This is a genomic window from Hymenobacter rubripertinctus (assembly GCF_003583925.1).
GTDB classification, from domain to species: Bacteria; Bacteroidota; Bacteroidia; order Cytophagales; family Hymenobacteraceae; genus Hymenobacter; species Hymenobacter rubripertinctus.
Map to the genome: position 1 here is coordinate 183609 of NZ_QYCN01000001.1, position 15357 is coordinate 198965.

At 63.2% G+C, this 15357-nt stretch carries 13 protein-coding genes; 5 read left to right on the forward strand and 8 right to left on the reverse strand.

The features are described 5' to 3' along the window. Nucleotides 1-231 precede the first annotated feature (231 nt). A complete protein-coding gene (locus tag D0T11_RS00840; RefSeq protein WP_119653880.1) occupies nucleotides 232-1437 on the forward strand; it encodes a DUF4861 family protein in 1206 nt (401 codons plus the stop codon). Between the two features lie 56 nt (nucleotides 1438-1493). Then, complete coding sequence (gene kduI, locus D0T11_RS00845) at nucleotides 1494-2312, forward strand: 5-dehydro-4-deoxy-D-glucuronate isomerase (protein ID WP_119653881.1); 819 nt, start codon at nucleotides 1494-1496, stop codon at nucleotides 2310-2312. 208 nt (nucleotides 2313-2520) lie between these two features. Here the strand turns inward: kduI and D0T11_RS00850 are convergent, their stop codons facing one another. Further along, nucleotides 2521-4611 carry an Ig-like domain-containing protein gene (locus tag D0T11_RS00850; RefSeq protein ID WP_119653882.1) on the reverse strand — a complete coding sequence of 697 codons (2091 nt, stop codon included), beginning with the start codon at nucleotides 4609-4611 and terminating at the stop codon, nucleotides 2521-2523. Between the two features lie 391 nt (nucleotides 4612-5002). On the opposite strand from D0T11_RS00850, the gene uxuA reads away from it, so the two are divergent. Beyond that, the gene (gene uxuA, locus D0T11_RS00855; RefSeq protein ID WP_119653883.1) at nucleotides 5003-6166 is read left to right on the forward strand and encodes a mannonate dehydratase; all 1164 of its coding nucleotides are present in this window, start codon (nucleotides 5003-5005) and stop codon (nucleotides 6164-6166) included. A gap of 163 nt (nucleotides 6167-6329) precedes the next feature. Here the strand turns inward: uxuA and D0T11_RS00860 are convergent, their stop codons facing one another. Beyond that, nucleotides 6330-6962, reverse strand: a complete 633-nt coding sequence (locus D0T11_RS00860) for a chloramphenicol acetyltransferase (RefSeq protein ID WP_119653884.1) — start codon at nucleotides 6960-6962, stop codon at nucleotides 6330-6332. Between the two features lie 48 nt (nucleotides 6963-7010). Between D0T11_RS00860 and D0T11_RS00865 the strand changes: the two genes are divergently transcribed. Continuing rightward, a complete protein-coding gene (locus D0T11_RS00865) occupies nucleotides 7011-7724 on the forward strand; it encodes an HAD family hydrolase (protein ID WP_119653885.1) in 714 nt (237 codons plus the stop codon). Between the two features lies 1 nt (nucleotide 7725). Here the strand turns inward: D0T11_RS00865 and D0T11_RS00870 are convergent, their stop codons facing one another. The 5 genes from D0T11_RS00870 to D0T11_RS00890 form a co-directional block, all read right to left on the reverse strand. Further along, nucleotides 7726-8250 carry a hypothetical protein gene (locus tag D0T11_RS00870; RefSeq protein ID WP_182888185.1) on the reverse strand — a complete coding sequence of 175 codons (525 nt, stop codon included), beginning with the start codon at nucleotides 8248-8250 and terminating at the stop codon, nucleotides 7726-7728. A 155-nt stretch (nucleotides 8251-8405) separates the two neighbouring features. Beyond that, nucleotides 8406-10442, reverse strand: a complete 2037-nt coding sequence (gene uvrB / locus D0T11_RS00875) for an excinuclease ABC subunit UvrB (RefSeq protein ID WP_119653887.1) — start codon at nucleotides 10440-10442, stop codon at nucleotides 8406-8408. Between the two features lie 190 nt (nucleotides 10443-10632). Continuing rightward, nucleotides 10633-11001, reverse strand: coding sequence for a DUF6970 domain-containing protein (locus D0T11_RS00880; protein ID WP_147374465.1), 369 nt, complete (start codon nucleotides 10999-11001; stop codon nucleotides 10633-10635). Nucleotides 11002-11020: 19 nt separating this feature from the next. Next, the gene (locus D0T11_RS00885) at nucleotides 11021-12616 is read right to left on the reverse strand and encodes a hypothetical protein (protein WP_147374466.1); all 1596 of its coding nucleotides are present in this window, start codon (nucleotides 12614-12616) and stop codon (nucleotides 11021-11023) included. Next, entirely contained in the window at nucleotides 12600-13283 is a 684-nt protein-coding gene (locus D0T11_RS00890) for an RNA polymerase sigma factor (protein ID WP_119653890.1), read from the reverse strand. Before D0T11_RS00890 ends, D0T11_RS00885 begins: the two co-directional genes overlap by 17 nt. Before the next feature lie 359 nt (nucleotides 13284-13642). On the opposite strand from D0T11_RS00890, the gene wrbA reads away from it, so the two are divergent. Beyond that, complete coding sequence (gene wrbA, locus D0T11_RS00895) at nucleotides 13643-14254, forward strand: NAD(P)H:quinone oxidoreductase (RefSeq protein ID WP_119653891.1); 612 nt, start codon at nucleotides 13643-13645, stop codon at nucleotides 14252-14254. Nucleotides 14255-14366: 112 nt separating this feature from the next. On the opposite strand, the gene D0T11_RS00900 is transcribed toward wrbA, so the two are convergent. Beyond that, on the reverse strand, nucleotides 14367-15098 hold the full coding sequence (locus D0T11_RS00900; protein WP_119653892.1) for a LytR/AlgR family response regulator transcription factor: 732 nt from the start codon (nucleotides 15096-15098) through the stop codon (nucleotides 14367-14369). Between the last annotated feature and the right edge of the window lie 259 nt (nucleotides 15099-15357).

The window sequence follows — 15357 nt, forward strand, 5'->3', positions numbered from 1 at the left end:
AAAAATAACTTTACCCAAGATATAATTGGGTTAAACCCAGTTATCAGGCGTCCGCATGTGCGCCAGTGGCCTTCAAATGGGTCTTCGGCCGCAGTTTGCGCCGGTATAAATTCTTAGTTTCGTTTCAGAACCAACTGCGCCGGCTCCTGGGCCGGCCGCTTCGAAACGTCATCTGGTTGGCGCGGCCCGCACTGGTAGCCGCCCCTGCTTTCATCCCTTCACTTGCATCTCATGCTGCGGTACGTTTTCCTCCCTTTGGGTAGCCTGCTGAGCGCGGTGCTGCCCACCGCCGGCCCCACGCCGCCGCCCGCTGCGGCAACCTGCTCGTTCACCATCACCAATAAGCTGGCCCAGGCCCGGCCGGCCGAAACCATCAGCCTGCCCGCCGCCCGCCTGCCCGCCGTCGGCACCGGCCACCTGGAAGTGCACGACCAGCAGACCGGGGCCGTATTAGCCAGCCAGCCTTTGGACCTCGACGGCGACGGAAAGCCCGAGGAATTGCTATTCCAGGCCGATTTTGGGGCGCGGGCCACCCGGCGCTTCACCGTGGCGGTGGCGCCCGGCGCGGCCCCCGCAACTCCGGCCGGCAGCCCGGCCACGTTCTCCCGCTTCGTGCCCGAGCGGATTGATGACTACGCCTGGGAAAACGACCGGGTGGCCTTCCGCACCTACGGACCGGTGGCCCAGCAGCTCACCGAAGCCGGCCGCAAGGACGGCACCCTCACCAGCGGCATGGACTGCTGGCTCAAGCGGGTGCCCTACCCCATCATCGACAAGTGGTACGGCGGCTACCCCGCCGACCACCGCTACTACCACGTGGACCGGGGCGAGGGCTACGACCCCTACCACGTGGGGGCAAGCCGGGGCTGCGGCGGCACCGGCGTCTGGGACCAGGACCGGCTGCTGGTATCGAAGAACTTCGTGCGCTACCGCCTGCTGGCGACCGGCCCCATCCGCACGGTGTTCGAGCTGACGTATGCGCCCTGGGAAGCCAACGGCCGCGTGGTTACCGAGAAAAAACGTATTTCCCTGGATTTGGGCAGCCAGCTCACCCGCTACGAGGAAATCCTGACCAGCTCCGCGCCGTTGCCCAACTTCGTTATCGGCATCACGCTGCACGACCAGAAAGGCACCGTGGCCGCTGATAAGGCCGCCGGCTGGTTTCGCCATTGGGAAACCATCGACGACGCCCAGCTCGGCACCGGCCTCGTGCTCGACCCGCGCCGGGTAACCGAGTACCGCGACTACCGCACCGACCAGACTGACCAGAGCCACCTGCTCGTATTCACCAAACCGGAACCCGAAAACCTGGTGTTCTACGCGGGCTTCGCCTGGACCAAGGCCGGCCGGATACAAACCGTGCAGGACTGGGAGGCCTACCTCGCGGATTTCGCCCGGCGGCTGGCCTCACCCCTGCCCGTATGCTGGGCCAAGTGAGTCCCGGCCGTTTTACTTTTCCTGATTCGTTCACCCCTCCCCCTTTTCCCCATCCCATGCAGCAACGCTATGCGTGCAGCCCCCGCGAAACGGCCGCCTTCGACACCGCCGCCCTGCGGGAGCATTTTCTGCTCGAAAACCTGTTCCTGACCGGGCAGATTTCCCTGGTGTACACCCACTATGACCGCATGGTGGTGGGCGGGGCCGTGCCGGCCGGCGCGGAACTCCCGCTGCCCAACCCCGAAGCCCTCAAAGCCGATTACTTCCTGGAGCGCCGGGAGCTGGGCATCCTCAACGTGGGCACGGCCGGCTACGTGCTAGTGGACGGTACCCGCCACGAGCTGGGCAACCAGGACTGCCTGTACGTGGGCCGGGGCGCGCAAAACGTGCGGTTTGGCGGCAACGGAGCGCGGTACTACCTGCTCTCGGCCCCGGCCCACGCCACTCACCCCACTACCCGGCGCACTCAGGCCGAGGCCACGCCCGTGGGAATGGGTACCCCCGAAGCCGCCAACCAGCGCACTATTTACAAGTACATCTACGCCGAGGGCATCCAGAGCTGCCAGCTGGTGATGGGCCTCACCCAGCTCCAGCCGGGCAACGTGTGGAACACCATGCCCGCCCACACCCACGACCGGCGCATGGAGGCCTACCTCTACTTCCACCTACCCGAGGGCCAGCGGGTGCTCCACCTGATGGGCGAGCCCACCCAGACCCGCCCGCTCTGGGTTTTCAACGAGCAGGCCATTCTCTCGCCGCCCTGGTCCATCCACACCGGCTGCGGCACCAGCGCCTACGCCTTCATCTGGGGCATGGCCGGCGAAAACCGCGCGTACACCGACATGGACGCCGTACCGCTGGCCACTTTGCAGTAGCCCGGCGGGCCGGTGGGCTATTCAAAGCACAATAGCAAATGCCCCACGCTGCTCGCAGGATGGGGCATTTTTATTACACGTAAGCGGCCAAGCGAAATGGAACCCCTGCTTTTTCGTCAGGCTCCCCCTCTCCCCGAGGCTTCGCGCATCCAGCGAACCGGGGGCCGGGGGCCGGGGGGGGGAGTTCCCCGACCCCAGACCGCCGCCGTTACGGCCGGCTGAACAGCGCGGTTTCCCGGTCCCGGCCCTCGCCCACCACTACCAGGTAGATGCCGGGACGCAGAGCCGCCACGCGCACGGTAACTTCTGGTGCACCGGCCGCCAGCGACTGGCGCAGCACCGTGCGGCCCAGCAGGTCGGTGATGGTGAGGGCTGTGCTCCGGGCGCCGATGCCGGTTACGGTCAGCACGCCATCAGGAGCCGGATTGGGGTACACGCGCAGGGCCGTGGCACGGGTGGCAGCGGCGGTTTTCAGCACGGTGGTTGTGGCTGAGCTGGCGCAGGTGGGGCGGGTGGCCGAGTTGCTGAAGTAGAGCGTGAAGCCCCCGGTTTTCGACACCAGCACGAAGTTGGTGCCGTCGTTGGTTACCCAGTAGGCCCCATCTAGGCCGGCCAGGCCGGTGTTGGTGAGCATGACTTCCGGCCGGGCGTTTTTGAGCTGGAACGTCATGGCTTTGCTGAAATCCACGTAGTAATCGGGCACGCCATCGGTCGTATTGAAGGCGAATTTATAGAGGGCATTGGCCGAAGCGTTCCAGTAGAGGCTGAATTTTTTGAAGTTGCCCAGGGCCGGGCCGCCGCTGCCCAGCACGTGCACGTTGCTAAAGCTCACGTTGTTGAACGTGGGCAGCCCGGCGGCCGTGGGTGTACCGAACGAGCAGGCACTTCCCCCACCCGCCGGGGCCGTTTTGACAATCACCGTCCGGGAAACTTCGGTAGCCAGGGCCTGGGCACCGGCCTCAATGGCCCGCGCCGTCACGGTGTAGGTACCCGTAGCCGGGGGCGTCCACATCACGCTGTACGGGGCCGAGGTATCCTGCTGGTAGAAGGTGCCGTTGATTTTGAAGCTCACCTGCTGAATCGAGCCGTCGGGGTCGGCGGCGGTGGCCGCCAGCGTGATGGTGGTACCCAGCACGTACTCCTGGTTGTTGCTGGCCGGGGAGGTGAGCGAAACCGTGGGCGGCTGGTTAACCGGCGGCGTACTGCCGCCGTTGCAGGCCACCATGTTCCAGCTCGGGCAGGACTTGGTGATGATGCTTTCCGTGCCGTCGCTGAGCGGAAAATCGGGCGTGTTGGGCACCCGGGTGTTGTTCCAGACGTGGATGTTGCTGGGGCTGCCCTGCTTCTTGCGCACCGTCGGAATCTGGCCGCCGGCGGTTTGCAGGTTGAACGTGTTGTTGAAAATAGCCAGGCTGTCGGCCGTGCGGCTGGGCAGGCCCCGGTCCAGAATATCGAGGCCCGACGCCAGCACCGTGGAGCCCGCCCGGTTAAAGGTGTTGCCGTACACGAAGGCGTAGGAGCCTTTCAGGTCGATAAAAGCGTCGGCGCTGTTCACCCCGCTGATCCCCTGGGCCGAAAAGGTATTGTTGCGGATAATGGTCCCACGGGTGCCTTCCTTCAGGTCCAAGCCCTCAGCGGCCACGTTGGGTCCAATGGTGCAGTTTTGCACCGTGTTGAAGTCGCAGTGCGGGCGGTACTTGTCGTGCTGGCCCACGTCGGAGCCGATGTAGATGCCTTCCCCGTAGCCGGGCTGCACGAGGCCGGTATTATAAATCTGGCAGCCATCCACCACGTTGCGGCCCGAGCCGTCGCGCAGGTGCAGGGCTTCGTCGGCCACATCGTGCACCGACACGTTGGTAATCTGGCCGAAGCTGACGTTATCGAACACCAGCCCCTTAGAGCCCTGACGCAGCTCCAGATCCTTAATTTTCCAGTAGTTGCCGCCCAGAATCCGCAGCACGTAGCCCGCCGTACTGGGTCCGGCTCCTTCCAGAATGGGCCGGTTGGTGGCACTGGCCCCGCGCAGGGTAATGGGCTGGGCCGCCGTGCCGCTGGCCTTCGCGGAGAACCAGGCCAGGTCCGTTACGGTCAGGCTCTTGTAGGTGCCGGCCGCCACCACGATTTCGTCGCCGGGTTTGGCATTGGCGAGGGCATTCTGGATGGCCGCCACGCTGCTGCAATTGATAACGGCGGCCGTCTGGCTGGCCGTGGCCGGCTTGCGGCCGGTTTGCGCCTGCGCGCTGGAAGCCAGCAGGCCCAGCAGCAACGCGGCACAACACGAGAGGAAAGGGTGCTTCATAGGGGTTGTGGGAATTGGTGGAGGAAAAGCGGAGCGGAGGAAGAAGGGCGAAGCGGGCTCGGAACAGCCGGGGCCGGAGCACCCACCGGAGCGGGGCAAAGCTTCGCGCTGAATTTCAGGACATTATCAACCTGAATCCGGCACATAAGTACACGGAATAGCGCTGAGCTCCCGTAGGTTGCGCGACATTTATTCACGTAATCGTTTCCGCTCGCCCCCAATTTCAACTCCCGACGAGCGGCGGCAAACGGAAACGATTACGTAAATAAAGTGCCGGCTCCCTGGCTTCTGCCTGCCCGATAATGCGGTATTTGAGGCCCTGAACCGGTTCCGGCCGGCCGCGCTGGCCGCCTCCCTCGCTCGTTTTTCCTTCCTCAACCTCTCCCCCGCAATGCCCCTCATCCAAAGCTGGCGCTGGTACGGCCCCCAGGACCCCGTTTCCCTCACCGACATCCGCCAGGCCGGCGCCACCGACGTGGTATCGGCCCTGCACCACATTCCGAACGGGGAGGTGTGGCCGGTGGCGGAAATTGAGCGGCGACAGGCCGAAGTAGCCGCCGCCGGCCTGTGCTGGAGCGTGGTGGAAAGCGTGCCGGTGCACGAGCACATCAAAACCCGCACCGGCGACTACCAGCGCTACATCCGCAACTACCAGCAGAGCCTGCGTCACCTGGCGGCCTGCGGCATCCGCACTGTTACCTACAACTTTATGCCGGTCCTCGACTGGACCCGCACCGACCTGGCCTACGCACTGGCCGACGGTTCCCGGGCCCTGCGCTTCGAGCGGCGAGCCTTCGTGGCCTTCGATGCCCTGCTGCTGCAACGCCCCGGTGCCCGCGCCGGGTATTCAGCGGCCGAATTAGCCGCCGCCGAAGCCCACCTGGCCGGCCTGAGCGCCGGGCAGCAGCAGCAGCTCCAGCGCAACATCATTGCCGGCCTGCCGGGCAGCGAGGAGAGCTTTACGCTCCAGCAGTTCCAGCAGGCCCTGGACGCCTACGCCGGCCTCGACGCAGCCCAATTGCGGGAACATCTGGTGCTGTTTCTGCGCGACATCGTGCCGGTAGCCGAGGAAGTGGGCATCCACTTGGCCATTCACCCCGACGACCCGCCCTACCCCATCCTCGGCCTGCCCCGGGTGGTGAGCACCGCCGCCGATGTGCAGGCCCTGTTCGAGGCGGTGCCCTCGCCCAACAACGGCCTGTGCTTCTGCACCGGCTCCTTCGGCGTACGCCCCGATAACGACCTGCCCGGCATGGTCCGCCAGTTCGCCGACCGGATTCACTTCCTGCACCTGCGCAGCACCCAGCGCGACGCGGCCGGCAACTTCTACGAAGCCAACCACCTCGAAGGCGACGTGGACATGTACGCCGTACTGCGGGAGGTGGTGCTAGTGATGCGGCAGCGCCAGACCAGCCTGCCCATGCGCCCCGACCACGGCCACCAGATGCTCGACGACCTCCACAAGCATACCAACCCCGGCTACTCCGCCATCGGCCGCCTGCGCGGCCTGGCCGAACTGCGCGGTTTGGAGTTGGGCATCACGCGGAGCTTGTAGGCAGCTGGCAGTTGATAAGTTGATAAGTTGATAAGTTGAAGGAACGTCATTCCGAGCTTGCCGAGGAATCTCGCGTGCTGATGTTGAGTTACCATTCCAACATCAGCACGCGAGATTCCTCGGCTCCGCTCGGAATGACGTTCCTTCAACAACTAATACCTGATCAGCCATCCAGCCGCCGCTGCAATTCGGCCAGAAACAAGCCCACGTGGTAGCCGTCGGCCAGGCCGTGGTGGACGTTGATGGCGACCGACATGAGTTGCCGGTTGCCCTCGGGGCGCAGGCGGCCAACGGATATTTTGGGAATGCTGTCGGGGTGGGCGAAGCTGCGGGCGTGGGTGAGGCCGGTGAAGGCAATCCAGGGCATGGCCGAGAAGTGAATCACGTCGGACCGGGCCGTGCGGGGGCTCAGGCACAGGCCGGGGGTCTGGCGCACCAGCTCCTTTTCGGCGGCCAGGCCAAGGCCGAATTCGGCTAAATCCGGCACGTAGGGCACGAAACCAAAGCCGAACGTGTGGTCGGGGCGGGCCAGGGTGGGCGAAACGTGGATTTGGTCGTAGCAGTCGACCTGGCCATCGGGGTTGATGCGGTAGCGCAGGTTTTCCACGGTCTGCACGGCCGCCAGCGTGGCGTGCAGGTAGAGCTGGAAGAACGACACGCTCAGCTCGCCGGCGCGGGCGTAGGCCCGGGTAGCGTCCAGGTCGGCTACCACGCCGAAGAAGGGCTCCTCAAACTGCGAGAAGAAGGCAAAATGCTCCTGCCGGTTCCAACCAGCCTGCTCGATACGGTGTTTCATACGGGCGCAAAGGTAACTTCGCGCCCGTCTTTGCCGCTACCTTCGCCCATGCCCACTCCCCGCCTTATTGCCTTCGACGCCGACGATACGCTCTGGCCCAACCAGCCCCATTTTGATGCCGCCGAGGCCCGCCTCTACGAGCTGCTGGCCCACTACGGCACCCCGCAGCAGTTCAGCGACCAGTTTTTTGCCGTGCAGCGCCAGAACCTGCCCCTGTTCGGCTACGGGGCCAAGCCCTTCATGCTCTCCATGATTGAAACCGTGCTCCAGCTCACCGACGGGCAGATTACGGGCCGGGAAATCCAGCACATCCTCGACCTGGGCAAGCGCCTGCTCGACTTCCCCATCGAGCTATTGCCCGCCGTGGCCGACACGCTGGCCGCCGTCAAAGCCTTGGGCCTGCCGCTAATGCTGCTCACCAAGGGGGATTTGTTCGATCAGGAAAGCAAGCTGGCCCGCTCCGGCCTCGGCCACCTGTTCGACCGCGTGGAAATCGTGAGCGAGAAGAACGAGGGCACTTACCAGCGCATCCTCGACCGCCACAACGTGGCCCCTGCCGAGTTCGTGATGGTGGGCAACTCGCTCAAGTCGGATGTGCTGCCGGTAGCCCGCCTGGGCGGCCACGCGGCCTACGTGCCCTACCACACCACCTGGGTAATGGAGCGCGTATCGGAGGCCGAGCGGGCCGGCGTGGCGTTCTACGAAATGCAGTCGGTGGCCGAAGTGCCGGCGTGGCTGGAAGGATTGATATCGTCCAAGTAGGCTATTTGGCCTTGCGCAACAGATATACCAAGCCATTGGAATCCGTGCCAGTCATTTGAACCACTTCCCAACCGTCTTCGGCGGCATTGTTGATGCTTTGCATCAATCTCTCCGTAATGGCATCTGTATGCTCGGTCATCATACGGCTGCGTTTCTTTTCTGCCTCTTTCTGCTCCCGGTTTTCCCTCTCCTTCATTTGCCGGGCTTCGGCAGGTGTTAGTTTTCTTCCGTCGATAAATATGCCTCCTGCACCATCACTACCCGTGTAGGATGTTTGGATTTGGCCATCTACAGGACCTTCTATAATTGCTATAAGCTGCTGTTGATAAGTAGTTGGCTTGGTTAGGGTGATATATGTTTCACCTCGCAGCGCTGGACTAAAGCGGCCAATAGCTCCGAGAACAGGTCCATTCCCGTAATAAAACAGCTGCATATACTGATACGTCGGCTTGCTTTGGGCTACAGCTGCCTGTGTACTTAGCAGCAGCATAAAGAAGAACAGTAGACGGGGTAATTTTTGATACATGGTGAGGGGGATTTGGATAAATGTATAAAGCAAACATAGCCGATTTATCGAGAGATGATGCCAAGTAGACTGCCCGCAATTAAGCTACCCTGTACGGATTAGCTGGTTGCGGGCAGCGGTGGGGCTACATCCTAAAGTCCGTGCTATAGTCAGAACTACTCCCGCTTCGTTTTCAGCACCTGCTTCAGCGCGGCCAGTTCGTCGCGGAGCTTGGCGGCGGTGAGGAAGTCGAGGTCTTTGGCGGCGGCTTCCATCTTCTTCTCGGTCTGCTTGATGAGCTTCTCCAGGTCCACCCGGTTCATGGTGGAAATGACCGGCTCGGCGGCAATGGCCAAATTCACATCGGCGTCGGCACCGGCATACACCGTGTTGTCCTGGATGCGGTAGTCCGAAAGCGAGGTCTGGCCCAGGATTTCGGCGTGGCTCTTGCGCACCGTGCGGGGCGTGATGCCGTGTTCCTGGTTGTAGGCCAGCTGGGTGGCGCGGCGGCGGTTAGTTTCGTCAATGGCCCTTTGCATGGAGCCCGTCATGCGGTCGGCGTACATAATCACCTTGCCCCGGTCGTTGCGGGCGGCCCGGCCCATGGTCTGAATCAGGCTGCGCTGGTCGCGCAGGAAGCCTTCCTTGTCGGCATCCAGAATGGCTACGAGGCTCACCTCGGGCAAGTCGAGGCCCTCGCGGAGCAGGTTTACGCCGATGAGCACGTCGATTTCGCCCAGCCGCAGCTGGCGCAGGATTTCCACCCGGTCGAGCGTCTTCACGTCGGAGTGCACGTAGCTGGACTTGATGCCGAGGCGTTCCATGTACTTCTGGAGCTCCTCGGCCATGCGCTTGGTGAGGGTGGTGACCAGCACCCGGTCGCCCATTTTCACGCGGTTGTCTACTTCATCGAGCAGGTCGTCGATCTGGTTGGTGCTGGGGCGCAGGTCAATTTCGGGGTCGAGCAGGCCGGTAGGCCGGATAATCTGCTCCACAATGATGCCGTTGGATTGGGTCAGTTCGTAGTCGGCCGGCGTGGCGCTCACGAACACGGCCTGGCGGTACATGCTCTCGAACTCGTTGAAGGTGAGCGGGCGGTTATCAAAGGCCGAGGGCAGCCGGAAACCGTACTCAATCAGCGCCGTCTTCCGGCTCCGGTCGCCGCCCCACATGGCCCGGATCTGGGGCATAGTGGCGTGGCTTTCGTCTACCACCAGCAGGTAGTCGTCGGGGAAGTAGTCGAGCAGGCAGAACGGGCGGGTCCCGGGCTGGCGGCCGTCGAAGTAGCGCGAGTAGTTTTCAATGCCCGAGCAGTAGCCCAGCTCCCGGATCATCTCCAGATCGAACTCGGTGCGCTCCATAATCCGCTTGGCCTCCGAGTCGCGGCCCTCCTTCTCGAAGTAGGCATGCTGCTGCACCAGGTCGTCCTGAATTTCCTTGATGGCCTGGTTGAGCGTGTCCTTGCCGGTTACAAACAGCTGGGCCGGGTACAGGGTCACCGATTTCTCGTCGGCCAGCTTCTTGCCGCTGGTGGGGTCGATGCGGTGGATGGCCTCAATTTCGTCGCCGAAAAAGAACAGGCGGTAGGCGTAGTCGGCGTAGGCCGGATACACGTCCACGGTGTCGCCCTTCACCCGGAACGTGCCGCGGGTGAACTCCACCTCGGTGCGCGAGTACAGAATCTGCACGAACTGGTAGAGCAGGTTGTTGCGCGAATACCGCAGGCCGGGAGCCATGTAAATCACGTTTTTGCTGAACTCCTCCGGGTTGCCGATGCCGTAGATGCACGACACCGAGGCAATCACAATCACATCGCGCCGGCCGCTCAGCAGCGTGGAAGTGGTGTGCAGGCGCAGCTTCTCAATTTCCTGGTTGATGGCCAGGTCTTTCTCAATAAATACGTCGGAGGAGGCAATGTAGGCCTCGGGCTGGTAGTAGTCGTAGTAGCTGATGTAGTACTCGACGGCGTTGTTGGGAAAGAACTGCTTGAACTCGCCGTAGAGCTGGGCGGCCAGGGTTTTGTTGTGGCAGAGCACCAGGGCCGGCTTGCCGGTTTCGGCAATCACGTTGGCCATGGTGAAGGTTTTGCCCGTGCCCGTAGCCCCGAGCAGCACCTGGGCCGGCTCGCCGTTGTTCACGCCTTCCACGAGCTGCTTGATGGCCTTGGGCTGGTCGCCGGTGGGTTGGAATTCCGAGGTGAGCTGGTAGTTCATGCAGGCAAGTTAGGTAGCCTGTGGTAACTGCTTTCGGGGGGCGTTGGTTCGGGCGGGTTCGGGATATTGTTTTGCTGGCGCAAATAGCTTTCCCGCAGAGGTCCGCAGAGGAAACGCAGAGCCGTTCAATCAGGCAAAAAGCCCGCTTCTGTTGCCAGAAGCGGGCTACAAACACGGTAAACCCGCCATCTCACCGCTGGTCGCGCCAGATGAGGGTGGGGTTGGTGGCGGTAGCGGCAAAGTCGGAGCAGCGGCCGTCGCCGGCGTTTTTAGGTCCGCCGGCCGCCGCGCAGACCACGGTACCGCAGTTATTGAACAGGTAGCTGGGGTTGCTCGGGTCGCCGCCCGTGACGAGGTAGACGGTGCGGCCCTGGTAGGTGTACTGGGTGATTTCGGCGGCGGGCGTTTGCTTGGGCTGCTGCTTAAGCTGCTCGATGAGGGTGAGCGAGAAGTTGCCCGGACAGTCCTGGGGCAGCACCTCATCGGCCGTAACCGAGCAAGCCGTTGCCCCCCACAGAAGCAACGGCCAGCCGACCAGATAAAGACGCAAACGGGTCATGATTTTTCCAAATGAGATGCTATTGAACGCCCGGCATGGGCTTGGTACCGCCGAATTCCAGGCTGGCTTCCAACCCAAGGCTGTAGGGCCGGCTTTGGTTCATGGCGCGCTGGGTAGGGTTGGCGTTGAGTGTGGTTACGAAGGTTTCGGCGGTGGGGCCCACGGCCACGTTCCAGGTAGCCAGCACGGGCTGGTAATGGATGCCGGCCCCGCCCCGCACGGAGGCAAATACCGGCCGGTACGGCGATTCAGCCGATTTGAGTGAGTAGTTCCGGGTGGCCTCGGGGGAGCCCTCCAGCTCCGAGCGGCTGCTCAGCAGCACGCTTACCACCGCCCCTACCTTGGCGTAGAGCGACAGGCCCGGCTTATTACTGGAGCCGTAGGCCACGCTCAGGGGCACGGCGGCTGTGCGGTAGCGGTAAGAAGTGGTGCGGGGCTGGCTAGGGGCCGCGAAAGCCGCCGGCCGGTTAAACAGCGCGGCCGACTCGCGGCCCACCTGCTTGCCATCGAGGAAGCCGTAGGTGGTGGCCGACGTAGCCTGTTGCTCGGCCGCTTCCAGCCCGGAGGCCACCGTCCAGTGGCGCCCCAGGGCGTAGGAGGCCGTCAGGGCTACGCGCTGGCTGAGGCCGGCACGCAGGTTGCGGCGGTACTCGTTCTCGGCTTCTTCCTGATAATACGTGCGCAGGGCGCTGGTCACCGGGTCGGCCTGGGTGCGGGCATCGGTGCGGGAGAAGTTGATGTTGGGGTTGAAGGAGCCCACGGCGTAGCTGCCGCCGATACGCAGGCGCTTCCACAGTTTAGCCGCTGGCTTGGGCTCGGCTTCCGGTGCCACGGCGGCCAGCGCCGTAGCGGGCAGGCTGGGGCCGGCCGGCAGGGCCGCTCTCAAAGTATCGGGGCGGCCCAAACCTAAGCCCAAGCCACCGCGCAGGCGCGAAGAGCGGGGCACCAGGGTATTGAAGTTGGCCAGGAAAGCTGTTTCAGAACCGTTGTTCAAAGTACCCGACTGCCCCGTAAAGAAACGCTCGAAACTACCGGCGTAGGCTTCTGAACGACCCACCCCGGAACGGGATTCCTGCCCCGCGCTTTCGCCGGCACCGGAGAGCGCGGCCAGCATAGTGCGCAGCTGGCCGGACTGGTTCGGCGCGGCAGGCGCGGCTTCAGCAGCATAAGCCGACTGCTGGGTGGTGGCGCGGGAGAGCCGGTCGGCAGCCGTACCGAAACCGAGGCTGTTTGCCCCCTCCGAAGCCAGAGCCGGGTTACCGTAGCGCAGGCCTGTTTCTCCGGAGCCCGGGGCCGCCGCGGGCAGTTGGGCGGCAAGTTGCGGGCTGCTGCCCAGCCCCGAATGGTTCAGGAAAGCCCAGCCGCCGAAGCCCAGGGCCAGCACCAGGCAGGCCGCCGCCACCCAGCGGTACACGGCGGCGCGCTGCCGGTACACGGTGTTTTGTTGCACGATCTGCTCATGCTGCTGGGCCACCAGCTCGTGGTCGAGGTGGTCCCAGAAGTTGGCGCGCGGAGTCACCTCGGCTTCGGCCATTTTCTGCCGGAACAGGTGCTCCAGGTCGCCGGATGGGCGCGGGGGCTGGGGAGTAGTAGGTGTATTAGGAGCGGAAGCCATGAGAGCGGTGAGCGTCGAGACGCTCGATTTTGTTTTTGAGAATGGCCCGGGCCCGGGAATACTGCGACTTGCTGGTTCCTTCGGAAATGCCCAGCAGCTCGCCGATTTCCTTGTGGCCGTAGCCTTCGATGGCAAACAGGTTGAACACCATCTGGTAGCGCGGGGCCAGGTCCTGAACCAGGCCCAGCAGCTCTTCAAAGTTGTAGTTAGAAAGCGTGAATTCCTCGCCGGCCAGGTCTTCGGGGTACTCGCCCCCGTCGCTGACGGCTACCAGCGGGGCGTTGCGGCGGTGCTGGCGCAGGGCCGCATTCACCATAATGCGCCGGACCCAGAACTCCAACGGGCATTCGCGGCGGAAACTCCCCAGGTTTTTGAATACGGTCAGAAAGCCTTCCTGCAACACGTCCTCGGCCTCGAAGGTGGTTTGGGCATAGCGCAGGCACACGGCCATCATGCGGCCCGCGAATCGTTCGTACAGGTACTTCTGCATCAGACGGCTGCCGGCCAGGCAACCATCAATCAGCTCCAGGTCGGAGAGTTGGGAAGGCGGAGTAAGGGTGCGCACGGGAGCGGATAACGACGAGGATACAGCCTCCGGCCGCGCGGCTGCGCGGCCGGGCAGCAGGCTGCGCAGCCCGTCGTCCATCGTAACCGAAAGGGCGCTCATCGGGCAATCCGGCCGGAGCCGGTGGCTGGATGCTCACCTGCGGCAGCTCCCTGCGGGAGGCTGTTTGCGCTCAAGTAAGAAAGGGGCATATGCTGCGAAGTCGGATAAATAATTCAGGCGGCCCGGCTAGCTACCGGGGGTTCGCTCGTAAGAGGACGGACGGGTAACCGGAGGTTGCATGGCCCCCGGCACTTTTTCGAATCAGCAAGATAATCCTTTCGTCACCAATAGTTTCAACCCAATTTTTTACTCCTTCGATAACCCTGCCTCCGGCTTTTTCGTGTACATACACCAGTAACTTCGCTAACTCACCGCATCCGGCTGAAGGCGCCTTTTTTCACCTTTTACCCCCTGTACCTATGAAAACGCTCATCCTGTTCTACTCCACCTATGGCCACGTGTACAAGCTGGCCGAAGCCGTGGCCGAGGGTGCCCGCGAGGTTGCCGGCAACGACGTGGTTATCAAGCGCGTGCCCGAAACGCTGGCCCGGGAAGTACTCGATAAAATCGGGGCCACCGAAGCCCAGAAGGCTTTCGCCCATATTCCGGTGGCCTCGCCCGGGGAACTCGACCAGTACGATGCCATCCTCATCGGTACGCCCACGCGCTACGGCAACGTCTGCGGCCAGATTCAGGCATTTCTGGACGGCACCGGCGCGCTATGGGCCGAGGGCAAGCTCATCGGCAAAGTGGGCGGCGGCTTCGTGAGTACGGCCACCCAGCACGGCGGCCAGGAAACCACCCTGCGCGCCCTGCACACCGAGCTCCTGCACCAGGGCATGGTGATTGTGGGCCTGCCCTACGCCTGGCAGGGCCAGATGGGCCACCACGAAGTAACCGGCGGCACGCCCTACGGAGCCAGCACCGTAGCCGGCGGCCAGGGCGAGCGGCAGCCCAGCAGCAACGAGCTGGAAGGCGCCCGCTTCCAGGGCCGCCACTCCGCCGAAATAGCCAAGAAGCTGTCGGCGTAGCGGAGAGGTGCGTACAAAGAAGGGAGAGGTGAGACGCCCGTGCTGATACCCAAACATATTGGGCTGCCAGCACGGACGTCTCACCTCTCCCTTCTTTGTACGCACCTCTGAATCAGAGCTGATTATACGCTTTGATGAGGGCGTTGAAGGATTCGCGGTAAGTGTCGCCGATGGGCAGCAGGCGGCCCGCTACCTGTACTTTGCCGCGCTCCACATGCTCGATGTGGCTCAGGGCCACGAGGTAGGATTTGTGGATGCGGGCGAACCGGTCGGGCGGCAGCACTTCCTCCACCCGCCGGAACGACTGCAACGTGAGTACCTTGCCGGTGGTGGTGTAAAGCATCAGGTATTCCTTCATACCCTCGATGTAGAGCAAATCATCGAACGCCACCCGTTGCAGCCGGTGCTCATTCTTGACGAACATAGCATCGGCCGCCACTGGCTCGGCCGGGGCAGCGGCCGCCACCGCTCCGCCGGCCGCCGCCGGCGCCTGAAGTTGCTGCCGCACCTTTTGCACGGCCTGCACGAACCGCTCGAAGGCAATGGGCTTGAGCAGGTAATCGGCCGCGTTCAGCTCGTAACTGCGCACCGCGTACTGGTCGTAGGCGGTGGTGAAGACGATGCGCGGGCCGGGCTGGGGCAGCAGCTGGGCCAGCTGCACGCCGGTGAGGCGGGGCATGTGGATGTCCAGAAACACGACATCCACGGGGTTATCCTGCAAAAAGGCCAGGCCCGCCAGCGCATCATCGAACTGGCCCTTGAGCTCCAGCCCCGGCACCTGAGCGCAGTAGTCGGCCAGCAAATCCAGGGCCAGCGGTTCGTCGTCGAGGATTACGCAGGTCATCGGGGAAGGAGTGAATGAGCGACTCGGTGAATGAGCGACTCGGTGAGTAGGCAGACGAAGAATACAAGTTGGAGAAACTATTGGCAGCGCGGCCGGGGCAATACCCACCAGCACTCATTCACTTACTGCTGTTACGCAGTAGCCGTTGAAGCATGCGTTTTTCGTTGCTCGTTTTTCGGGGCTGCTTCACCTTCAGTAACCAATCAGCCCCGAAAAACGAGCAACGAACAACGAACTGCCACCGCAGATACCGGAAGCG